The organism is Bradyrhizobium sp. CAR08 (genome assembly GCF_052871955.1).
On record NZ_JBIXJX010000019.1, the window covers coordinates 71,503 to 93,192 of the forward strand.

Annotated in this window: 16 protein-coding genes; 4 read left to right on the top strand and 12 right to left on the bottom strand. The window is 64.8% G+C overall.

What is annotated here, in order from left to right; genetic code table 11:
* Nucleotides 1–81: 81 nt before the first annotated feature.
* The 3 genes from ACIPUD_RS31690 to ACIPUD_RS31700 form a co-directional block, all read right to left on the bottom strand.
* Nucleotides 82–2,163 (bottom strand): methyl-accepting chemotaxis protein, encoded by a 2,082-nt coding sequence (locus tag ACIPUD_RS31690; RefSeq protein ID WP_446482219.1) that lies wholly within the window; start codon nucleotides 2,161–2,163, stop codon nucleotides 82–84.
* Between the two features lie 133 nt (nucleotides 2,164–2,296).
* On the bottom strand, nucleotides 2,297–3,067 hold the full coding sequence (locus ACIPUD_RS31695) for an enoyl-CoA hydratase (protein ID WP_377828918.1): 771 nt from the start codon (nucleotides 3,065–3,067) through the stop codon (nucleotides 2,297–2,299).
* Nucleotides 3,068–3,084: 17 nt separating this feature from the next.
* On the bottom strand, nucleotides 3,085–3,552 hold the full coding sequence (locus tag ACIPUD_RS31700) for a MarR family winged helix-turn-helix transcriptional regulator (protein WP_085351560.1): 468 nt from the start codon (nucleotides 3,550–3,552) through the stop codon (nucleotides 3,085–3,087).
* 209 nt (nucleotides 3,553–3,761) lie between these two features.
* On the opposite strand from ACIPUD_RS31700, the gene ACIPUD_RS31705 reads away from it, so the two are divergent.
* Nucleotides 3,762–5,480, top strand: a complete 1,719-nt coding sequence (locus ACIPUD_RS31705; RefSeq protein ID WP_085351561.1) for an ATP-dependent Clp protease adaptor ClpS — start codon at nucleotides 3,762–3,764, stop codon at nucleotides 5,478–5,480.
* Nucleotides 5,481–5,501: 21 nt separating this feature from the next.
* On the opposite strand, the gene ACIPUD_RS31710 is transcribed toward ACIPUD_RS31705, so the two are convergent.
* From ACIPUD_RS31710 to ACIPUD_RS31735, 6 genes are all read right to left on the bottom strand, one after another.
* The gene (locus ACIPUD_RS31710) at nucleotides 5,502–7,160 is read right to left on the bottom strand and encodes a tannase/feruloyl esterase family alpha/beta hydrolase (protein ID WP_446482220.1); all 1,659 of its coding nucleotides are present in this window, start codon (nucleotides 7,158–7,160) and stop codon (nucleotides 5,502–5,504) included.
* Nucleotides 7,161–7,237: 77 nt separating this feature from the next.
* Nucleotides 7,238–8,482, bottom strand: coding sequence for a phosphoglycerate dehydrogenase (gene serA, locus ACIPUD_RS31715; RefSeq protein WP_085351563.1), 1,245 nt, complete (start codon nucleotides 8,480–8,482; stop codon nucleotides 7,238–7,240).
* A gap of 99 nt (nucleotides 8,483–8,581) precedes the next feature.
* The gene (locus tag ACIPUD_RS31720) at nucleotides 8,582–9,814 is read right to left on the bottom strand and encodes a rhodanese-like domain-containing protein (RefSeq protein ID WP_085351564.1); all 1,233 of its coding nucleotides are present in this window, start codon (nucleotides 9,812–9,814) and stop codon (nucleotides 8,582–8,584) included.
* A gap of 78 nt (nucleotides 9,815–9,892) precedes the next feature.
* Nucleotides 9,893–11,086: a PepSY-associated TM helix domain-containing protein gene (locus ACIPUD_RS31725; protein WP_018453059.1), complete on the bottom strand. Its 1,194-nt coding sequence runs from the start codon at nucleotides 11,084–11,086 to the stop codon at nucleotides 9,893–9,895.
* Between the two features lie 63 nt (nucleotides 11,087–11,149).
* Nucleotides 11,150–13,474: a TonB-dependent siderophore receptor gene (locus ACIPUD_RS31730; RefSeq protein WP_446482221.1), complete on the bottom strand. Its 2,325-nt coding sequence runs from the start codon at nucleotides 13,472–13,474 to the stop codon at nucleotides 11,150–11,152.
* A 206-nt stretch (nucleotides 13,475–13,680) separates the two neighbouring features.
* On the bottom strand, nucleotides 13,681–14,565 hold the full coding sequence (locus ACIPUD_RS31735; RefSeq protein ID WP_446482222.1) for a dihydrodipicolinate synthase family protein: 885 nt from the start codon (nucleotides 14,563–14,565) through the stop codon (nucleotides 13,681–13,683).
* A 178-nt stretch (nucleotides 14,566–14,743) separates the two neighbouring features.
* On the opposite strand from ACIPUD_RS31735, the gene ACIPUD_RS31740 reads away from it, so the two are divergent.
* Nucleotides 14,744–16,156, top strand: a complete 1,413-nt coding sequence (locus ACIPUD_RS31740) for an FAD-binding oxidoreductase (protein WP_446482223.1) — start codon at nucleotides 14,744–14,746, stop codon at nucleotides 16,154–16,156.
* A gap of 8 nt (nucleotides 16,157–16,164) precedes the next feature.
* Nucleotides 16,165–16,830 carry a GntR family transcriptional regulator gene (locus tag ACIPUD_RS31745; RefSeq protein WP_446482224.1) on the top strand — a complete coding sequence of 222 codons (666 nt, stop codon included), beginning with the start codon at nucleotides 16,165–16,167 and terminating at the stop codon, nucleotides 16,828–16,830.
* Nucleotides 16,831–16,836: 6 nt separating this feature from the next.
* On the opposite strand, the gene ACIPUD_RS31750 is transcribed toward ACIPUD_RS31745, so the two are convergent.
* On the bottom strand, nucleotides 16,837–17,001 hold the full coding sequence (locus tag ACIPUD_RS31750) for a hypothetical protein (RefSeq protein WP_162847272.1): 165 nt from the start codon (nucleotides 16,999–17,001) through the stop codon (nucleotides 16,837–16,839).
* A 265-nt stretch (nucleotides 17,002–17,266) separates the two neighbouring features.
* Between ACIPUD_RS31750 and ACIPUD_RS31755 the strand changes: the two genes are divergently transcribed.
* On the top strand, nucleotides 17,267–19,288 hold the full coding sequence (locus ACIPUD_RS31755; protein ID WP_446482225.1) for a YgiQ family radical SAM protein: 2,022 nt from the start codon (nucleotides 17,267–17,269) through the stop codon (nucleotides 19,286–19,288).
* 660 nt (nucleotides 19,289–19,948) lie between these two features.
* Here the strand turns inward: ACIPUD_RS31755 and ACIPUD_RS31760 are convergent.
* Entirely contained in the window at nucleotides 19,949–20,494 is a 546-nt protein-coding gene (locus ACIPUD_RS31760; RefSeq protein ID WP_018453052.1) for a hypothetical protein, read from the bottom strand.
* Between the two features lie 76 nt (nucleotides 20,495–20,570).
* Nucleotides 20,571–21,689 carry an alpha/beta hydrolase gene (locus tag ACIPUD_RS31765; RefSeq protein WP_018453051.1) on the bottom strand — a complete coding sequence of 373 codons (1,119 nt, stop codon included), beginning with the start codon at nucleotides 21,687–21,689 and terminating at the stop codon, nucleotides 20,571–20,573.
* Nucleotide 21,690 lies beyond the last annotated feature (1 nt).

Here is a 21,690-nt window from a genome sequence, read left to right on the forward strand (position 1 = left end):
CGCACAGCGCCACAGATGTACCCGCCGCGCGCATCGGCGGCAATGCCGATCGCGCGACGTAAGGACGGAAGATTGTCGAAGCTATGCGGTCCTCACCGCGCCCAAAAAGCCCTCGACCGCGACGCGGAGACGATCGGCGTCGGCGGACATTTTCGTCACGGACACCGACAGGACCGAACCGGCATTGCCCGTCTCCTGGTTCAGCCTGGCGACGCTGCCGATGGTGTCGGTGACCTCGCGGGTTCCCTGCGCGGCCTGCTGGAAGTTGCGGGAGATCTCGGTGGTGGCCGCACGCTGCTGTTCGACCGCTGCCGCGATCGCCGTCATCTTTTCGTCGATGCCGCTGATCGCGCCGCCGATCGCGCGGATGGCCGCGACCGCCTGGCCCGTCGCGCCCTGGATCTCCGCGACCTGGCGGGAGATTTCTTCCGTCGCCGTCGCCGTCTGCGAAGCGAGGCTCTTGACCTCGCCGGCGACCACGGCGAAGCCGCGGCCGGCCTCGCCCGCGCGCGCGGCTTCGATGGTGGCGTTCAACGCCAGGAGATTGGTCTGCCCTGCGATGGCGTTGATCATCTTCACGACCTCGCCGATGCGGCCAGCGGTCTGATCGAGGATTTCGACCGTCGCATTGGTCTGCGCTGCCTGCGACACCGCTTCGCGGGCCTCGCGGGCGCTGGCCTGCACCTGCGCGGAGATCTCGCCGACGGACGCCGAGAGTTCTTCGGTCGCCGCTGCGATGGTCTCGAGATTGTTGGTGGCCTGCTCGGCGGAGGAGGAGACCGCCGCGGTCTGGCTGCTCGATTCCGAAACCAGTGAGCGGACGTCAGTCGCGGTGGCATCGAGCTCCTTGGTCGACGCCGCAACGCTGTGAATGACGGCTTGCACGGTGTCGTCGAAACTGCGGCAGGCCGCATCGACGGTGCCGGAGCGGGCGAGCTGGAGCGCCTGCTGCGATTCGCGCTCCTGGCCCAGGCGTTCCGCGGTCGCCGCGCTCTCGCGCAGGCTTTCGAGTGCGGCCGCCATGGTGCCAAACTCGTCGGGATACCTGGATTGCGGGACGGGCGTCGCGTAGTCGCGGGCGCTGATCTTGGCGATCGCGTCCAGGATGGCGCGCACCGGGCGCATCAGGCGATTGCGCACCACGTACACGCCGGTCAGGGTCACGGCCAGCGCGAGCAGGAACGCGAGCGACTGCACGACGAGATTGGTGAGCGCCTTGGCCTGCACCGTTTCCGCCCGGACGATCGACTGGTCGAGCGCCTTGTTCGCCACCGCGACGATGGACGCAAAGGGTGACTGACACAGCGTATTCCATTCCGCGGCGGGCATCGCGGGCTTACCGCTGCCGTCGAAATTCTTGGTGAGGTCGCCGATCTGCTTGAGGGCACCGTCGGTCTTGGCCTTCGCGTCCGCCGCTGCCGTCACCAGCTCCGCCGCCACGCCGGGCGCGGCCAGCAACTCGGCCATGCCCGCCCAACCGGAGGCGATCGTGCCATCCCATTGCGCCACTGACCGCTTCTGAGCGTCGTCGAGCGGCTTGCTGGCGTTGACGTTGGAGCGAAGGGACGAACAATGGATCCCATAACGGTCGCGCACCTGCCAGGCGAAGCGCCGAACCTGGATCATGCGGGCGATGAAAGGGTCATTCATCCAGGCACGGTTCGACACCGCGGTGGAGGCGAGGTTGGCCGTTTCGATCACCTTGGTGACGGCATCATACCAGGAGTTGGTCCGCTCGATCTTGCGTTCGGCGCGCGGGCGCTTGGCCTCGTCGTAGAACAGCTGGAATTGCGGCGCGGCGGCGCTCCAGCCCTGCTTCAATGTGCCAGCGAGTTCGTCGCGGCGGGCGAAATCGACGGTGGCGAGCGCGGCGCCGATGGCGTCATAGCCGCCCTGCTCGGCCTTCTCCGCCGCCTCGAGTTTTGCTCGCGGATCATCCTCGCCGAGGATCGCGCTCTGGGCATCGCCGCGATTGTTGCGCAGCGCCAGCACGCCATGGAAGATCGCCTTGTCGGCCGCGGCAAGCCGCGCGGTCTCGAGGCTGTCGCTATAGCGGCCGAACGCCCCAACCATCTGGATCGCCGTGGAGGCCAGCGCACCCGCAGCCAGCAGGGCCATCAAGGTCAGAAGGAGCGAACTTACTGATTTCTTAAACATTGCCATGGTGTCGGGGGCCTGGGTCGGGGGCCTATTCTTTCGAGCGCCACCTTGCCCGCGACATGCCAATGTTCCGTTAAGGTTTTAATCGAATGGGCGTGAGTTTCCGGCCCGACGAGCCTCAGCGCAGTCCCGGATATCACGCAACCTTGGTGAAATCCGGCGGGCGGCGTTCCGCGAACGCCGTGAAGGCCTCGCGCGCCTCAGCGGTGCGCAGGCGCAGCCCGAACTGCTCGCCTTCGGCATTCATCTGCGCGACCAGCGTCTCGCCGTTGCGCATCAGCTTCTTGGTGGCGGTGAGTGCGCCGGCCGGCTGACGGGCAAGACGCTGCGCCAGCGCGAGCGCCTCGGCATCGAGCTTGTCGAGCGGCACGACGCGGTTGGCGAGCCCCCATTCCAGCGCGGATTTGGCCGGCACCGTCTCGCCCAGCGCGAACATCTCGTAGGCCCGCGCATAGCCGATGCGCGCCGGCATCAGCAGGCTGGAGGCTGCTTCCGGCACCAGTGCGAGGCTGACGAAGGGCGTCGACAATTGCGCGTTGTCGGCAAGCACGACGAGGTCGCAATGCAGCAGCATCGTGGTGCCGACGCCGACGGCGCGGCCCTGCACCGCGGCCACCAAGGGCCGGGAGCAGCGCGCCAGCGACTGGATGAAGCGCACGACGTTGCGGCTTCCTTCCGACTTGCCCGCCGCGACCGCCGCGAACTCGCCGACATCGTTGCCGGCGGTAAACATGTCGCCTTCGCCGCGGATCAGGATCACGCGGACCGACGGATCGTGCTCGGCTGATTCGATCGCATCGGCGAGCTTGCCGTACATCGCATCCGTCAGCGCATTCTTCTTGTCGGGGCGTGCCAGCGTGAGCGTGAGAATTCCGCCGTCGTTCCGGATCCGGACGTGCTCGGTCATGGGTCTCTCCTCTATTCCTATGGATCTCTAGAAAGCTCTGTTGAAAGCTGTCTTGGAAACTTGTCCTGAATGCTGGTCAGCCAGCGCGCGACGATATCGATCTCCGCACTGGTGAATCCGTCCGTCAACGCCGCGTTGACCTGTGCCGCGCTGGCCTTCGCCTGCGCCAGTGCCGTCCGCCCCTTCGGCGTCAGCCAGACGCGCCAGGCGCGACCATCCTCGTGATCCGCGCGCCGCTCGACCAGTTTAGCCGCCGCCGTACGGTCGACCAGCCCCGAGATGCCGGCCGGCCCCATGTCGAGCGCCGCGCCCACCTCACCCATCAGGACGCCGTTCTGCTTGCCGAGGATGAACAGCAGCCCCGCTTGCGCCGGCGTGACCTCGCTCGAAGGCTGCGCCGCCATCCAGCGCTGCACGCGCCGCTGCGCCACGCTCAACAGGTAGATCAACCGATGGTGTCTCGCGCCCGCGTCTTTATTTCGCATGCGAAATAGATAATCGAGGCGGATCAGATTGTCAAAGGACGGCAGCTGGACATGTGCCGCGGCAGTCGTCGAGGAACAGGGCCGCCCCGGCGCACCAGGACCTCACCCACCAATCGCAATTAGCCGCCGCCGTCACGCTTGACGGCCGCTTCCTTTTATGTTCTCTATTCGTTCTATTCAATCATAGATTGTCCCGGAGACCTTTCGTGATGAACAGTATGCGTGGCGAGAACCAGCCGACCCAGCTCGTAATTCATAATGACGATGATACGCCGGACCAATTCGTGATGGATCTGCTTCGGCAGGTTTTCGGCAAATCAGACCGTGAAGCGACCGCGCTGATCACCCAGATCGAGCAGAAGGAAAAAGCGGTTTGCGGACCTTACCCGCAATCGGTTGCCGAAGCCCTTTTCAAATCTGCGCAACAATCCATCGAATTGGCCGGCCACCAACTGCAGGTCACGCTAGAGGCGGTCAAGACTCCTTGCGAACTCTGTGGCAAGCCTGAGGGACAGACCGACGTTCGTATCGGCGACCGAACGGTCTGGCTGTGCAGCGACTGCATGCGTGCGGCGGATGAACCCTCGAACGAACAAGAGGAAGATTTCGACTTTGCTTGCGACGTTCTCGATTGGCACCTTGCCAGCACCGCGCGCAGCAAACTCGTGACCACGATCCGCCAGTTTCCTGGCCACATGCGGGTCGATCTCCAGGCCGCCGTCGACCGGCTCTTCGGCAAGGCCATCCGGCTGGTGGGACTGAACGAGGAGCAGCGCTACGAAACGCTGTCGATTCCACGACTGCTCAAGGAGGGCCGCTATGCGATCGCGATTGCCCCGCTGCAATATTCCGACGTCGACGTAGGCGAGAAGAGCCCGGTCAAGTGTCTGGATAACGGGCTGTGGCTGTGTGAGCAGGATCATCTCCGCTATGCGGTTTTGCTCTGCGCACACCGCGAATACAGTCGCGAGCCCGGAATTCGGATCGAAATCCTGGTACCCTCAGGTTCCGCAGGCGCGGCTCTCGTCCAGCAATGCTTCAGTGAATTGGAAGAAGCCGTACAGGCTGCGCGGACCTATCGCGGCAAGATCCTGTCGCTCGATGCCGATTCCGACTATCGCGGTCGCTCGCGCGGCATCACGGTGCATCGCTTGCCGCAGGTCACGCGCGACGAGGTGATCCTGCCGGAGCAGACCCTGCGGCTGCTCGATCGCAACGTTCTGACCTTCGTCAACACCCGAGACCAATTGCGCCGGCTGGGCCAATCGACACGCAAAGGCATCTTGCTGTACGGGCCGCCGGGCACCGGCAAGACCCACACGATCCGTTATCTGGCAACGCATTTGCCCGGGCATACGACGCTGATCATCACGGCCGAGCAGATCGGTTTGCTCGGCGCCTATATGAGCCTGGCACGGCTGCTCCAGCCGTCGATGGTGGTGATCGAGGATGTCGATCTCATCGCCCGTGACCGCGATGACATGGGGCCGTGTGAGGAATCCATGCTGAACAAGCTGCTCAACGAGATGGACGGGCTGAAGGAAGATGCCGACATCCTGTTCGTCCTGACCACCAATCGGCCGGAGGACCTCGAGGGAGCTCTCGCGGGTCGTCCCGGCCGCATCGATCAAGCCATCGAAGTGCCGCTGCCCGACGAGACCGGCCGCGGCAAGCTGGTCCGGCTCTACGGCAAGGGACTGCCGCTCGATGGGGCGGTGATCGCAGAGGCTGCCCGGCGCAGCGCGGGCACAAGTTGCGCCTTCATCAAGGAATTGATGCGACGACTGGCGCAAGGAAGCATCGCGCGGGACGGCGGCAACACCGTGATCTCCGCCGATATCGACGAGGCGCTTGACGACATGCTGTTCTCCGGCGGCCGGCTTAACGCGCAGCTGCTCGGCGGCGCGCAGGCAATGGCCACCGGGTGACGCTCCGAAGTGGCGCGCCTGCTACGGCGCGCAGGTGAAGCTCGACGCCTCCGTCACTGGGCCGCTCTTGTAGTGCGGCCACGTTGGCCAGCGGCACAGCGGCTGCGCGCGAAGCGTCGCAAACGACGGCGCCTCGACCTTCTGCTCGGTAACTTCCAGATCGCCGGGCGCCCTGCCCTTTTCGACCCAGTCGACCAGCACGCTCAGCATGTCGACATTGGCCGGCGCGCCGGAGCCGACATGGTCGACCCCTGGCGCGGTGTAGAGCCGCGCGAACTCGGCCGTCTCGGCTTTGCCGACCTTGCGTTCGACGTTCTCGAAATAGCGGATGCCGGCATAGGGGCTTTGCGCGTAGTCCGCCATATGTTCGAGCATGATCAGCCGGCCGCCGCGAGCGCGGAAGCGGCTGAGGTCGGGGTCGGTGGAATCCATCAGGCTGGAGACCTCGAGCAGCCGCGCCTTGTGCGCTTCGGGCTTATACGTCGTCACGTCTAGCTTGGGATCGCGCGCGAACACGTATTGGATGCCGCCGGCGCCGTAGATCCAGGCGATGCCATTATTGGGCGCGGGCGGCTGCGCGGGAGGCGCCGTGCCAAGCCACCACGCGACCCAGCCGCCGGTCGGGCCGACCGCCGGCGTGTCCTCGCCCGACACGCCCCAGCCCGGATAATCGTCGAGGCCATTGGCGAGCGCGAACGGGAATTTGTAGGTCGCATGCAAGGTCTCGATCGCCTTGATCTGTGCGTCGGTGAGGCACTGATCGCCCGTCTTGCCGCTCGCGCAACGCAGCGTCTCCGCCTTGAAGGCCGCCTTGCAGGAAACGGGATCTTGCACCAGCGCGTCATCGGAGCCGTCGGCCTTGTCGCAAGCGGCCCGCACGGCATCGCCGACTAGCTTCACCTGCGCCGGATTGATCCAGCCATCACCCATGGTCACGAGCCCCGAACGCGTGCCGGCATGCTGCAGGCCGACCCAGTTGATGACGGGCACGCGAGCAAAGATGCCGTCGAAATCATCAGGGTAGCGCTGCGCCATGGTGAGGCCTTCGCGGCCGCCTTCGGACGACCCCATGAAGTACATTTTCTCCGGCGCCTTGCCGTAAGCGCGCTGCATCAGCGCGACGGCGGCATCGCGCACCTTCTTGTAGGCGCGATGGGCGAAATTCTCGAAGGCTTCGTCGTTGAGCGCGAACAGCTGCGGCGGCTCGCCCGGCTTGGACTCGTGACCGGAATCGGTGCCGTAGGTGACGAAGCCGCGCGCGAGCGGCGACGGCTTGTCGAAGGGATAGGCCGGCGGCAGCGCCAGGCCCGTGATCAGCACGCCATTGAATCCGCCGCCGCCATATTGCAGCGAACGGCCGTTCCATTCGACGGGCAAATTGACCTGAAACTTGATCGGCGGCGCCTTGGGATCGGTGGGATCGATGTGGCCGAGCACCTTGCAGAAGCCGGGATTGGCGGGCGTGACGCGCCCCGACGGCGTCGGGCCGCGTTCGGCGACGGCCAGTTGCGAGGGCGCCAGCAACGTCGCCGAATCGATCACGGCGTCGGCGCCGCCGACGAGGCCGTTGCAGACAGTGTCCGCATCCTCAGTCAGCGTCACCGCTGAAGCGGAATTCGCGCCCAGCGCGCCCGCTGCGCCCACCAGCAATGCGCACAGCTTCACATGGATTTGCGCCATCGTTTCCCCCTGAGTTTCTGTTCGTTCTGCCAGCAGGCCGCATTCAAGGCGCCCTGCGGCCGCTCGTCAATGCAGTGCTAGTGCTCAAACACCAGCCGCGCGCCGACGGTGCCCTCGAGGCTGCGGATCTGCTGCAGCAGCGCGCCTGAATCCTGGCCGCCGAGGTCGGCATCGAGCACGACGTAACCGAGGTCGCCGGAGGTCTCCAGATATTGCGCGGCGATATTGATGTCGCGCTGGAGGAAGACCTCGTTGAGCCGGCGCAGCATGCCGGGCACGTTGCGATGGACGTGGCTGAAGCGCGCGCCGGAGGGACGCAGATGCAGCTGCACTTCCGGAAAATTCACCGCGCCCGTGGTCGATCCGGTGATGAAAAAGTCGACCAGCTTGCGCGCCACCTCGCCGCCGATGCGCTCCTGCGCCTCCTCGGTCGAGCCGCCGATATGCGGCGTGAGGATGACATTGCCGAGGCCCTGCACCGGGCTGTTGAAGCGGTCCGAATTCGAGGACGGCTCGACCGGAAACACGTCGATGGCGGCACCCGCGAGATGGCCGTCGCGCAGAGCCCCCGCCAACGCATCGAGATCGACGACGGTGCCGCGGCTGTTGTTGATCAGGAGCGAGCCGGGCTTCATCGCCCGCAGCTCCTTCTCGCCGATCATCCCTGATGTCTCCGGCGTCTCCGGCACGTGCAGGCTGACGACGTCGCTCTGCGCGAGCAGCTCCTCCAGCTTCTCGACTGGCTCGGTGTTGCCGTGGCGGAGCTTGTCGGTGCGGTCGAAATAGATCACGCGCATGCCGATCGCCTCGGCCAGGGTCGAGAGCTGCGAGCCGATATTGCCGTAGCCGATGATGCCGAGGGTGCGGCCGCGCACCTCGCGGCTGCCGGTCGCCGACTTGTCCCAGCCGCCCTCATGGGCCGACACCGAGCGCGGGAAAATGCGCCGCAGCAGCATCACGATCTCGCCGATCACGAGCTCGGCGACGCTGCGCGTGTTGGAGAACGGCGCGTTGAACACCGGAATGCCGCGCTTGCGCGCCGCCAGCAGATCGACCTGGTTGGTGCCGACGCTGAAGCAGCCGACGGCGAGAAGCTGGTCGGCGGCCTCCAGCACCTCATCGGTGATCTGGGTGCGCGAGCGGATGCCCAGCAATGACACGCCCTTGAGCGCCCGCCGCAAATCCTCGCCGTCCAGCGCTTTGGTCAGGCGCTCGACATTGGTGAAACCCGCCGTTCTGAACAGGTCCACGGCGCTGTCATTGACGCCTTCGAGCAGCAGCGCCTTCGCGCTCCGCTCAGGGCTTCGGCCTGGGACTGACATGAAATCTCCGTGGGTCACAGCTTCGCCGCAGCTCATAGACCGCGGGGGATGCGCAGCACAATAGGGTTCGGATACGGGGAGAAGATGGCGGAGCGGTCGTCAGATCACGTAAAACCCGTGCGTCCCGTCCAGACGCAATTGTTCGACCAGGCCATATTCCCAGTCGAGATAGGCCTGCATCGCGCGTTCGTCGACGCCGGTGCCTTCATAGGGGCGGCGGTAGCGGTGAGCGGGGTCCGGCTTGGGGAAGACGTGCGGCGGCCCGATTTCGAGCGCGCCGTCGTAGCCGCCTTCCTGTACATAGACCTCCCAGCCCATCTGCGCGAGCCAGGACGCCGTCATGTCGGCGCGGACGCCCTTGTCGTCGGTCAGCGCGATGCGCGCGCCGCGTACCGGTGCGGCCATGTCGGTTTCCTGGACGAGCTGGCCGCCGGGATAATGGCGAAAGCCCGGGAGATGGCCGGCTGCATATTCCTCGGCGTCACGCACGTCGAAGCGATAGAGCGTGCGATCGGTCTGCGCGACAAGCGCAGCCATCTCGCTCGCACCGATGTGGCGCACGCCGGCGCGATAGGCGACATCGCGCGCATTGGCCGGACCGCCCTCGAACGGCCCGATCGCGCCACGCCTGTTAGCACCGTGGTCGAGCGTATGCCGCGCCAGCGTCCAGCCGATAGTGCCGTTGCGCAGCGCCCGGACCTTGTTCGGCACGCCGGCATTGATCAGCGATTGGGTGCCGATGATCGAGCGGGTGCGGCCGGCGCAATTGACGATGATGGTGGTGTCGGCATCGGGTGCCGCCTGTCCTGCCCGCAGCACCAGCTCCGCGCCGGGCACGCTGACCGAGCCCGGAATGTTCATGGTAGCATATTCGTCGAAGCGGCGGACGTCGAGGATGGCAATGTTGGCCTTGTCCGCGATGAGTTTTGCCACCTCGTCGGCACTGAACGAGGGCGTGTGCCTACGCGACTCGACCAGCTCGCCAAAGGCTTTGGAGTAGGAGTTGACGTCCTCGAACATTTGATAGCCCGCGTCGCGCCAGGCCTTCAGTCCGCCATCGAGCGCGCGGACGTTGGTATAGCCGAGCGCGGCCAGCCGCTCGGCACCCGCGGTGACGAGCCCTTCGCCGTCATCATAGAGCACGATCGGCACATTCTTGCGCGGCAGCCTGACGTCCGCTTCGATCGCAATCCGATCGGCAGCCATGTTGGCGGCGAACAGCGGATGTCCCGTCGCGAAACCAGCCTCGTGCCTGAGATCAAGCAACGCGATCTCCTCGCGGAGCAGCAGTGCACGGCGGATGTCGGCGGGAGTGACGGTGGTGATCTTCATGGCGTAAACCCTGACGAGGATTGGCCATGGGCTTTTGAACGATTGCAGAAGTGTTGGCTAGCCTTTGCGGCAGCCCGTTCATTCGCCGGGAACAAGCCGCCCGAGCCGTGGCTGCGCCAGCCGCCTCAGCTTTCGACGCGACAAATAAAGCAAAACGCCGGTGACCGCGAACAGCGGCATCAGCACAGCCGCGAGCATGAACGCGAGCTTGCCGGGCCAGCCCAGAAATGCGCCGCGGTGGATATCGAGCACGTTCGCGATGGTCTTCTCGCCGAGGGTCTTATCGGAATAACGCTCCGCAGACACGAATTGGCCTGTGATGGCATCGACGCGGAATTCGTCACGGGTGGTGTCGAGGGTCGAGTCTTTCCCCCAGGAGCGGATCCGTATCACCGTGCCCGGACCGGCGGGCAGCGTCAGCAACGCCTTGGAGAAACGGCCGCCCTCTTCGTGCAGGAAGGCGGCCCACGCGCGATCAAAGCCGATCGGCTGTGCCGTCTCGCTGACACCGGCAGCACGCGACGCCTTTGTGGGCATCTTGGGCTGCATCTTCGCCGCGGCGATCTGCGGGCGCGACAGCAACCAGACGACGCCATCCTTGTACCAGTCGAACGAGTACCAGAGCCCGGTGAACGTCATCACCAGATAGACCGGCAGGACCCAGGTGCCGATCACCGCATGCAGCGACCGATGCAGACCGCGGCCACTGAGCCCGAGATTCGGCTTCAGCCACATCTTCACGCTGCCTGCACGACGCGGCCAGCGCAGCACGAGGCCCGAGATCAGCATCACGATCAGGCCGAGCGCGGCCACGCCCGTGATCTGGCGCCCCCAGCCCTTGGCGTCGCCGGGAATCAACAGCCAGCGATGCAGCTTGCGCACGGTCGCGAAAAACTCTTCGCCGTCCGGTGTGCCCAACACGCGCGCGTCATAGGGATCGACATAGAGCGAGGACGGCCGCGCGCCTCGTTCGTCGCGGGCGAAGCGCACATGCACCGCGGCGGACGGATCACTCGCCAGCGTCACGGCGGAGATTTTGCCGACGTCCTGCGCCGCAGTCAGGCGCGCAACCAGTTCGTCCGGCATCAGCGCCGGTGCCTGGCGCGGCGCGACCTGCATGATGCCGGCGTTGAGATGATCGACGATCTCGTCCTCAAAACTCATGATCGCACCGGTCAGTGCGATCACGGCGAGCAGCAGCGCCAGCACGAGGCCCGCGATGGAATGGACATGAAGCAGAGCGGCCTTGATCGCGCGCCAGGACTCACGCATCGGCGCGAGCCCTCCTGCTCGGCGCGATCATCCGAAGGGCGTCCCTGCGCGACATGCCCATCGCTAAAACTTCACCGTCGCCGACAGCGAGACCCGCCGCGCGTCGCCGAGGGCGACGTTCAGATTATTGACGGCGGAGGGATAGTAGACAGTGTCGAACAGGTTCTTGACGTTGAGCTGGTAGATCACCGGCGTGTTCTGGTATTTCATCTCATAGGTCGCGAAAATATCGGCGACCACATAAGAGGGCAGGAAGAAGGAGTTGATCGAATCGCCGGGACGATCACCGACATAACGCGCGCCGCCGCCGAGGCGGAGCTGACCCGGCAGGGCTGTGCCGAAGTCATAGACCAGATAGAGCGAGGCCGTGTTCAGCGCGACGTTCTGCAACTTCCTGCCGAGCAGCGTGATGTCCTCGGATGCCGTCACGCGGGCGTCGGTGTAGCCATAACTGCCGATCAAGGCCCAGCTATCGGTGATCCTGCCGGTGACGTCCAACTCGACACCGCGCGAATGGGCACGGCCCACGGTGTGGAGTTCTACCACGCCTGCGCTGTTCGTCTTCGTCGTCTGCACGTTCTTCTTGTCGAGATCGTAGAGCGCCAGCGTGCCGGAGATGCGCTTGTTCAAATCGAACTTGACGCCGGTCTCGTATGACACGCCTTCTTCCGGCGCGACGTTGGAGCCGATCGTGACGCCGATCGGCGCAATGGTCGAATTCGGCTTCAACGATTCAGTATAGCTCGCATAGAGCGATATCTGGTCGGTGAGCTTGAAAATGGCGCCGCCGAGCGGAAGCACCTTGTCCTGGGACACATTGGTGTTGGTGACAAACGGCTTCCCGCGCCCGGCGATCTGGTCGTAGTCCATGTAGCGCACGCCGCCGACCAAGGCGAACCGCTCTGTCAGATGCAACGTGTCCTGGACGAACATCGACCACTGGCCGAGCTTGTCGGTCTGCGCACTGTCTGGATTGGACACCGTCGTTCCCGGCCCGATCAGGCCGTAAACGGGATTGTAGACATTGAAGGCGGGCGTTATCTGCCGGATCAGATTGTCCCGGTAGATGGTGCGATACTGGCCGTCGCCACCGAACACCACATCATTGCGCATGTCGCCGAGCCAGAAGCCGCCTGAAATATAGGACGTTCCATAGCTGGCGTTGCTGAGCGAACCCTGCGTGCCGTCGTTGCTGCGGGTCTCGGCGCCTGTCGTGAAGTTGATGCCGGTGATACGAAGCTGGTTGGCGCTGAAGGTCTCGGTGTTGTAGCTGTAGCCGGCGTAGAGCTTCCAATCATGATTGAAACGGTGCTCGACCGACGCCTGGATCAGGTCCGACGTGCCCCACGTGTTATTGAAGGGCTCGTCGAGCCGGCGCGTCGTGGGAACTGCCAGCGGCGCCTTCGTCACCGGATTGAACGCCGTGCCGCGATCGAACGGATAGATGAACTCGCGATGCTCGTAGTTGAGCTGCACCGTGGTGTCCTGGCCATACCAGGCCAGTGACGGCGCAACCAGCATCTCGCGGTGGCGGCCGAAATTCCGCCAGTAATCCTCGCTGACGCCGTAGCCGATGAAGCGATAGGCGAGGCCTTGATCACTGATCGGACCGGTGATGTCGAGCAAGCCGTCGGCGCCGGTCTTGGAAGCACTGAAGGCCGAACCAAGCAGCGTAACCGAGCCGTGCTGGTACAGCTCCGGCCGCTTGCTGATCGTGTTGACGATGCCGCCGGGATCCATGATGCCGTAGAGCAGCGAGGCCGGCCCCTTCAGCACCTCGACGCTTTCGACTGCGGGATTGAAGCTGCGCCCCTGCACCAGCGGCATGCCGTTGCGCATGATCGAGCCGTCGCGGTTGTCGCCGAAGCCGCGGCGGATGACCGCGTCCTGGCTGCCGGCGAGCGTGTTGGTCTGGGTGATGCCGCTGACGTTGATCAGCGCGTCGTCGATGTTTGGCGGGAGCTGGTCCTTCAGCACCTGCTCGGGCACCACGTTGACGGCCTGCGACGTATCGAGCGGCGAAGCGCCGCTGCGCAGCGTGGTCGCGCTCGGCATCGCGCGATAGCCGAGCTTGGCGGCCTGTTGCGCGGCGGCTTCCGCGGCCGCGCGCTCCGAGATCGTCGGCGCTGCGGGTGCGGGATTGCGATTGCGCTGGCGCGCGGCGGTCTGAGCGCGGCGTGGGGACTGGTCCGATGCACGCGCCGCTTTCGGCCGCGGTGCCGGCGCCTCGACCGTCACCGGCGGCAGAGCCGATTGCGCTTGGGCGGCCGTCGCGCTGAAGGAAGGTGCGCCGAGCAGAACGGCTGCTCCAATGAGGAGGACTGCGCAGCTCGTGCCGGCAGGAGTTCGACGGCCGCTGACGCGCTGGCCATCCAGATGAGCACGCACTTTCGATTCACTTCCAAGTCAGACGCAGAAGCTGGCGCGTCTAACAGCCGTTGTTCGTGAAGAGAACCGCAAGCGGCCTTGAATCGCTCTAGTGTTGAATGGTTCTAGGCTTTGATCGCGCTATTCGGCAATCCTCGATGGATTGCGCAGCGACCGCGACACGCAGCGCGCGAATTCGCGGCAACGTGTCGCGGCTTCCCGCGATCTCACGCGATCGCGGGAGCCATCAGCTCGTCGAGCTTGCGCTTGAGCGCGGTGCCGTCGGACAAGGCCCGGAGCGGCGGCCGCACGCGTAGCCAGCTCGCGTCGCCCGTCTGTGCCGCGAGGATGGCTTTCAGCGTCGTGAGGAAGGATGGTGATTTCACCACGATGTCCACGGCAGCCTGCATGCGTGCTTCGACATCCTTGCCGTCGATCATTGCCTTGACCAGCTCCGGCGCGATGTTGGCCATGCCGCAGATGGTGCCGGCACCGCCGGCGGCGATCGCGCGGGTGATGTCAACCTCGTTGCCGACGGTGATGGCGAGCTCGGGGGCGGCGGCGCGGAAGGCCTGGAACTGCTTGAAGTCGCCGCTGGAGTCTTTCAGACCCGCAACGACCTTGCCGTAGCGCTTGCGCAAATTCGCGGCCACGCCGGTCGGGATCGCGACACCCGAGATCTGCGGGATATGGTAGAGATAGGCACGCAGGCGATCGTCGGCGACGCCGTCGAGAATCGCCGCGAAGGCATCCTCGATGCCTTCAGGGCTGACGCTTCGGTCGAAGTAAGGCGGCAGATACAGCACGTGGCGCAGGCCGAGACCGAGCACGGCACGCGTCAATGCGATGCTGTCGCCGATCGCGGGGAAGCCGCCGCCGATTCCAATTCGGTCCGGCGCAACGCCGGCCTTGAGCACGGCTTCGATGGTCGCGACGCGTTCGGCGACATTGAACGAGGTGCCCTCGCCGGTGGTGCCGAACAGCACGACACCGTCGATGCCCTTACCGAAGAGTTGCTTGGCGTGGGCGGCGAGCTTGGCGGAGTCCACGCTGCCGTCCGTCGCCAGCGGCGTCGCCGAAGCCACCCAGAACCCGCGAATTGCCTCCGTCATCGCACCATCCGTTGCTGTGGCTTCGCACCACGTCTGATCTCGGACGATCAAACCCAGAGCTTGGCAAGCCTTGTTTTTGCTTTACTTTGCGGCTTGTACCTTACATACAACAAAGGCGCAAATCCTTTCCGCCGTCATGGCGCGCATAACACGCAGCCAGATTCCGAGGAGGTCTCGCATGGACATGGTGACCCCGGTCGAGCGGCCCACCCAGTTGCTCGGCGCCTTGCGCGACAGCCTCGGCGCGGCTGCCGTGCTTGTCGGCACCGACGTGCCCGCGCGCAATTGCAACGACTGGAGCGCGAGCCTGCCGCAAACGCCGCTCGCGGTGATCCGCCCGGTCGATGCGCAAGGCGTGGCCGACGCGATTCTGACCTGCCGGCAGGCGCATCTGCCGTTCGTGCCGCAGGGCGGATTGACTGGGCTGTGCCGCGGCGCATCGCCTGAAGCAGGCTGGGTCGCGATCTCGCTCGAGCGCATGAGCGGGATCGAGGAGATCGATCACGCCTCGATGACGATGACGGTGAAAGCAGGCACGCCGCTTCAGACGATCCAGATGGCAGCCGACGAAGCCGGCTTCTTCTTTCCGCTCGATCTCGGCTCGCGCGGCTCCTGCGCCATCGGCGGCAACCTCTCGACCAATGCCGGCGGCAATCGCGTGATCCGCTATGGCATGACGCGCGAACTGGTGCTCGGGCTCGAAGTCGTGCTGCCCGACGGCACCATCATCACTAGCCTCAACAAGCTGATGAAGAACAATGCCGGCTACGATCTGAAGCATCTGTTCATCGGCTCGGAAGGCACGCTCGGCATCATCACCCGCGTGGTGCTGCGGCTGTTTCCAAAACCGCGTTCGACCATGGCCGCGCTCTGCGCGCTCGAGGACTATGCCGCGGTGATCGCGCTGCTCGGCGCCGCGCGAAGCGGGCTCGGCCCGCTGCTGTCGGCGTTCGAGGTGATGTGGCCGGATTACTGGGACGTGATCACGTCGCGCGCAGGCGTCAAGCCGCCGGTCGCCGCAGGCCATGGCCTCTACGTGCTGGTGGAAGCGCAGGGCACCGACGAGAGCCTCGACGCACCGCGCTTCCAAAGCTGGCTCGAAGAGCTGATGGAGCGCGGGCTGCTCGCCGACGCCGCCGTGGCGCAATCGCTGGCGCAGACGCAAAGCTTCTGGCGCGTGCGCGACATCTGTGCCGAGTTCGGCCAGGTGCTGGGGCCGCACATCTCCTACGACATCGGCCTCGCCGTGGCGCGGATGGACGAGTTCGTCACGCGCTGCAAGGCGGCGCTGGCTGATGGCATCGACGGATGCGAGAGCGTCTATTACGGCCATATCGGCGACGGCAATCTGCATCTCGTCTCCTGGGTCACCGGCCTTGCCGTCGAGCAGCAGCCGAAGGAAGAGATGGATGCGATCATTTACGGTCTCGTGCGCGAGATGGGCGGCAGCGTCTCGGCCGAGCACGGCATCGGCACGTTGAAGAAGAAGTGGCTGGGTCATGCCCGCAGCGAGGCCGAGATCGCGCTGATGCGAACGCTGAAGGCCGCGCTCGATCCCGATCATCTGCTCAACCCCGGCAAGGTGATCTGAGAGAGCCGATGCGATCGCTGAAGCTCGATGCACCGAAATCGCTGTCGCAGCGGGTGATGCAGCGGCTGCGCCAGGCCATCATCGACGGCGAGTTCGCGCTCGGCGCCGCCATCTCCGAGGAGATGGTGGCAAACTCCTTCGGCGTCAGCCGCACCCCGGTGCGCGAGGCGATGGGTCAGCTGCAGGCGCAGGGCCTCGTCGTGATCCGGCCGCAGGTCGGCAGTTTTGTCTTTACGCCAAGCGCGGAAGACATCACCGCGCTCTGCACGTTCAGGATCGCGCTGGAGCCCAAGGCCGCTGAGCTCGCCTTCCGCCATGATCGCGCCGGTGCGATCGCGACGATGAGCGAGGCGATCGCGGCGATGGAGCCGGCGATTGCAGCCAGGGACAACATCGCCTATGGCCGCGCCGACGCTGCCTTTCACGAAGCGCTGTTCAGCCATTGCGGCAACCACTATCTCGCCGAATCCTATCAGCTCGCATCCAGCCGCGTCGCAGCGCTGCGCACCAATTTGACTTCGCCGATCGACGTGCGCACCCGCACGTCCTTCGACGAGCATCGCAAGCTGCTCGATCTGTTCGCCCGCGGCGAGTTCGCCGCCTTCGCGACGCTGATGACCACGCACGTCACCAATTCTGGCGTGGTCTACGCCAAAGCGCTGCAGGTCGATTGAGCGCTGCTACCGCGCGTTTTTCGTGCCGGGCCTGTCAAGAAAATCCAGCGCGGTGTTGATCTGTTCGAGCTGGTGTTCGATTTTGTCGCGGTCCTCGGCCGTGGGCGCCTTCTCGAGCTGCTCAACGAGCTTCTGCTTTCGGAGCAGCAAGTTCTCTATGACTGTACTCACGGCTCCCCCATTCGCCAGAGGCGACATCGAGGCGATACTAAACCCCTGGCGCGAGCGCGCGCCAGCCGGGCCGGCGCAAACCCTGCATCAGAATGTTCGCGAGGGCAGTTGGTTCCTGGGCGTGATCCGAGAAGGTGCACACAGCTGATGGCGGTGCTCGCGAACGGTTAACGCGGTCGCACGCCTGGGCTGCCGGCCACGGAACCGGATCTTTCACGTGCCTGTCGGTTGTATTCACCGTCCCGGAGTCCTATGCGTATGCGCCATGGACATCCAGATCATCGCCGCCGAAAAACCCCTGATGGCGCAGGCACGCCCGCACAAGCCGGCGCCGTTCCTGCCGATGAGTCGCGCCGAGATGGATGCGCTCGGCTGGGACGCTTGCGACATCCTGCTGGTGACGGGCGATGCCTATGTCGACCATCCCAGCTTCGGTATGGCCATCATCGGCCGCCTGCTGGAGGCGCAGGGCTTTCGGGTCGGCATCATCTCGCAGCCGGACTGGCATTCGGCCGAGCCGTTCAAGGCATTGGGCAAGCCAAAAGTCTTCTTCGGCGTCACCGGCGGCAACATGGATTCGATGGTGAACCGCTACACCGCGGATCGTCGCCTGCGCCATGACGATGCCTATACCGCGGGCGGCGAAGGTGGCAAGCGGCCGGACCGCTGCACCGTCGTCTACGCGCAGCGTTGCCGCGAGGCGTTCAAGGGCGTCCCGGTCGTACTCGGCGGCATCGAGGCCTCGCTGCGCCGGATCGCGCATTACGATTACTGGTCCGACAAGGTGCGCCGCTCGGTGCTGGCCGACGCCAAGGCGGACCTGCTGCTCTACGGCAATGCCGAGCGCGCCGTCGTCGAAGTGGCCAATCGTCTCGCCGCCGGCGAGGCGCCGCGCGAGCTCGACGACATCAGGGGCGTCGCGCTGTTCCGCCGCGTGCCCGACGATTACACCGAGCTGCACGCCGACGATATCGACTCCGCCGATGAGGGCGCTTCGCGCACGAAAGGCTTGACCGTGATCCGGCTGCCCGCTTTGGAGCAGGTCGAGCAGGACAAGGAAGCCTATGCGCGCGCGTCACGCGTGCTGCACCGGGAGAGCAATCCCGGCAATGCGCGGCCGCTGGTGCAGCGCCACGGCGATCGCGATCTCTGGCTCAACCCGCCGCCGATTCCGCTGACCAGCGAGGAGATGGACGCCGTCTACGATCTTCCTTACGCGCGCGCCCCGCATCCGTCCTACGTTGACGCGAAGATCCCGGCGTGGGACATGATCAAGTTCTCGGTGACGATCATGCGCGGCTGTTTTGGCGGCTGCACCTTCTGCTCGATCACCGAGCACGAGGGCCGCATCATCCAGAACCGGTCCGAGGGCTCGATCCTGCGCGAGATCGAGAAGATCCGCGACAAGACGCCGGGCTTCACCGGCGTGATCTCGGACATCGGCGGTCCCACCGCCAACATGTACCGGATGGCGTGCAAGGACCCGAAGGTCGAGGCCGCGTGCCGGCGGCCGTCCTGCGTCTTCCCCGAGATCTGCCCGAATCTCAACACCTCGCATGACGATCTGATCCGGCTCTATCGCAAGGTGCGCGAGACCAAGGGCATCAAGAAGGTGATGGTCGCCTCCGGCGTGCGCTACGACCTCGCGGTCGAGAGCCCCGAATACATCAAGGAGCTCGTCACCCATCACGTCGGCGGTTATCTCAAGATCGCGCCCGAACATACCGAGCGCGGGCCGCTCGACAAGATGATGAAGCCCGGCATCGGCGCCTACAACCAGTTCAAGCGGATGTTCGATGCCGCGGCCGAACAGGCCGGCAAGAAATACTATTTGATCCCGTATTTCATCGCGGCACATCCGGGCACGACCGACGAGGACATGATGAACCTGGCGCTATGGCTGAAGAAGAACCGCTACCGCGCGGATCAGGTGCAGACCTTCCTGCCCTCGCCGATGGCGACCGCGACGGCGATGTACCACACCGGCGTCAACCCACTGCGCGGCGTGCGGCGCGGTGGCAGCGACAAGGTCGAGGCGATCAAGGGCCTGCGCCAGCGTCGCTTGCACAAGGCGTTCCTGCGCTACCATGACCCCGACAATTGGCCGGTGCTGCGTGAAGCCCTGAAAGAGATGGGCCGCGCCGATCTGATCGGTTCGCGCCCCGACCAGCTGGTCCCCGCGCACCAGCCGCCCGGCACCGGCAAGGCCGCCGGCACGCGGCGGCCGGTTCGTCCAGACGGCAAGACGCAGCGGTTCACGACCAAGAATTTGCGGGTGATGAAGTAGCGGGCGAGCCGGATCAGGTCCGGTTCAGCTTCGCATTGTCGCCCTCAAAACAAAAACCTCGAAAACAACCCCATGCACAGTAGCCGGCATGAGCGGGATCAATGACTTAGGCGATTGCCGAATCCGTTGAATCCGCGGGGTGAGATAACGGAAAAACCGAAATTATGTTTTGACGAAATATTGACTCGTCGGGCAAAACAGGCGCAAGATGCCATTGTCGCGGCACGCGTGGCAGGGCGAGCCCCAACCGCTACTCCGTATCGATATCCTCGAGCTTCACACCGCGTCCCGCGCGGAGGCTCGAAGCAACCGTCCTCCGACTTGAATCCATTCAACACAGCAGGCGTCGATGCGCGCCCGGATGCGCTGGGGAGCGTAGTCGTAAACCCGATAGCTCGCGGGGTAGCCGGTGTCCGCTCTGTCCGCGAAACCGGACATAGCCAGTCCCGCCTTGTGAGTCAGCTAGGGGCCAACAGCGGTCATGACAGTGCTCTCTTAAAGGGGGGCGATCGCAGAGTACGGTGACTTCGCGTCGCTCCGCTCGGGATCCCTGGTCCCTCCGAAGCACAGGAGGAAATTGGACAGTAATCGCGGCGGCCTGGTAGTAGCGGTGATAGTCTCCGGCAGACCTCGGTGGAGAGCGCGGTCGAGCCGCATGCGCTACTCTCGTTTGTTCTCGCCAAGTGCATCCCCCAGACGCTCGAGTTCTAACGTGAAGCAGAACAGCGCGAACAGCGTAATCACCATCAACACCCCACGTCGGGCCATCAAGACCACGTCGGTATCGGGGCCGAGTTCGGGAAGGTGGCGAAACAGCACGATCGAGAACACAGCGCTGCCGAAGATGAAGTTCAGCCGGCCTAGGAACAGGAAGAGGTGGCTCAGGGACAGCCGTCCGCCTTTGAACGGGATCGCCACCTTCAAGAGGCGGTACCAGTAAGCCGCCTGCATAAGCATGAGAACAGCAAGGGTCAGATTGTCGTCATAGGGCGTATTGGCCGGCTGCTGACCAGGCGCGAGCACTAGCTCCCGGAAGGCCGGCAGGCCCTTCCATACGATGAAATCCGATCCGAACAATTGGACCGCCATCAAGAGCAGGTAGGTGAGCACACCGCGCCCCGCGGAAGAATGGGAAATCGGCTCTGCCAGGGGCTCAGGGATTTCCTCAGCTATGGAATCGGATGGTGTTTCTCCGCGCTTGATCAAGGGCGCCTTCCAACTGATTGGGTTTCGATTTCGGCCGATGCCTTCCGAATGAGCAATGCGAGTCCACTCCACCGTATCATCGCAGCGCGGCTCCCTGGCGCCTCGAGACGCCGCCCGTACCCTGCTGCTCGCCGACAAGGCGTGCCTGGATCATACTCATGACGGTCGTCACGTCGTCGAACGCTCGCGAATGAGCGCGTCCATGCAGGCGGGTCAAATCGAATAGCTCGACGCCCTCCCGCCGAAATTCAGCGGCATACGGCTCTTGGTCCGGATCGATGCCGCCGAGGCGGATTGCGCCTCCATGGAGAGACTTCGATAGCTTCAATGGGGCATCGTCCCGCGACACGAACAATGCGAAGCGTGGCCGTACCGCTCCCATGTCGTGCAATTGCGTACGGAAACTGTCGGCGTCTACGTCGGGCGCAACGAACAGCACGTTCTTGATCTTGGCCCCAATGCGGCCAGCTATCGCTCGCGCGCGCAAGGTTTCGAACGTGAGATAGCACCCCATCGAGTGACACAGGACGGTCACTTCCTTGACGTTCGGAGTAGCGGCGATCGCATCGAGCACTTGCGAAAATGCATCTCGAGACTGCGCCGCGCTCTCCGCATCCTCCTTGTAGGCTTCCAGGCTGACGGACCCCCGCGACGGCCAGGAGAACAGGACGGGAGCCCCCGGCGCTCCGGAATCATGAACGATCTGGGCGAACCGGTACACGGCTTCATCGAACCTGTTGTTGAAGCCATGGACGAATACAAGGACTCTTCCACGTGCTCGCGGCTTCTTTGCGGCCGCCGCCAGCGCAGCGCCAAATGCCGGTTTTTCGGCCGCTTCGGCCGAGACCGTCACGAAGTTTAGTCGTGGATCCCCGGGCGAGGAAGTCGGCCACTGAACCTGACCGACAGTGCGCGATGCGTCCGGCGGGATGGAAACGGCGATGGAGGCGTAGTTCACCTGGTCCGCCCGTTCGCTGTCGAACATCGCTGCATTTCCGGCAGCCGTTCGGTTGCGCGTCGTTGCCACCAGCAGCGGGACGACCGACACGCCTTCCGCTTCGACCTGTCCGACGGGTAGCAGCGTGTCCAGAGGCACGCGGCTGCAGGCGCAGCAGCACAGCGCCAAGACGATGAGGCCGAGGGTTGACCGGCAGATCTTCCCGGTTTCGCCATGGCTGAGGGGCGCGCGCCACAAG

Excerpts from the sequence above, each read along its gene's own strand:
- ACIPUD_RS31720 (WP_085351564.1), bottom strand. The coding sequence starts at position 9,814 with ATGAAGATCACCACCGTCACTCCCGCCGACATCCGCCGTGCACTGCTG.
- ACIPUD_RS31690 (WP_446482219.1), bottom strand. The coding sequence starts at position 2,163 with ATGGCAATGTTTAAGAAATCAGTAAGTTCGCTCCTTCTGACCTTGATG.
- serA (WP_085351563.1), bottom strand. The coding sequence starts at position 8,482 with ATGTCAGTCCCAGGCCGAAGCCCTGAGCGGAGCGCGAAGGCGCTGCTG.
- ACIPUD_RS31710 (WP_446482220.1), bottom strand. The coding sequence starts at position 7,160 with ATGGCGCAAATCCATGTGAAGCTGTGCGCATTGCTGGTGGGCGCAGCG.
- ACIPUD_RS31735 (WP_446482222.1), bottom strand. The coding sequence starts at position 14,565 with ATGACGGAGGCAATTCGCGGGTTCTGGGTGGCTTCGGCGACGCCGCTG.
- ACIPUD_RS31695 (WP_377828918.1), bottom strand. The coding sequence starts at position 3,067 with ATGACCGAGCACGTCCGGATCCGGAACGACGGCGGAATTCTCACGCTC.
- ACIPUD_RS31745 (WP_446482224.1), top strand. The coding sequence starts at position 16,165 with ATGCGATCGCTGAAGCTCGATGCACCGAAATCGCTGTCGCAGCGGGTG.
- ACIPUD_RS31755 (WP_446482225.1), top strand. The coding sequence starts at position 17,267 with ATGGACATCCAGATCATCGCCGCCGAAAAACCCCTGATGGCGCAGGCA.
- ACIPUD_RS31705 (WP_085351561.1), top strand. The coding sequence starts at position 3,762 with ATGAACAGTATGCGTGGCGAGAACCAGCCGACCCAGCTCGTAATTCAT.
- ACIPUD_RS31700 (WP_085351560.1), bottom strand. The coding sequence starts at position 3,552 with ATGCGAAATAAAGACGCGGGCGCGAGACACCATCGGTTGATCTACCTG.
- ACIPUD_RS31725 (WP_018453059.1), bottom strand. The coding sequence starts at position 11,086 with ATGCGTGAGTCCTGGCGCGCGATCAAGGCCGCTCTGCTTCATGTCCAT.
- ACIPUD_RS31740 (WP_446482223.1), top strand. The coding sequence starts at position 14,744 with ATGGACATGGTGACCCCGGTCGAGCGGCCCACCCAGTTGCTCGGCGCC.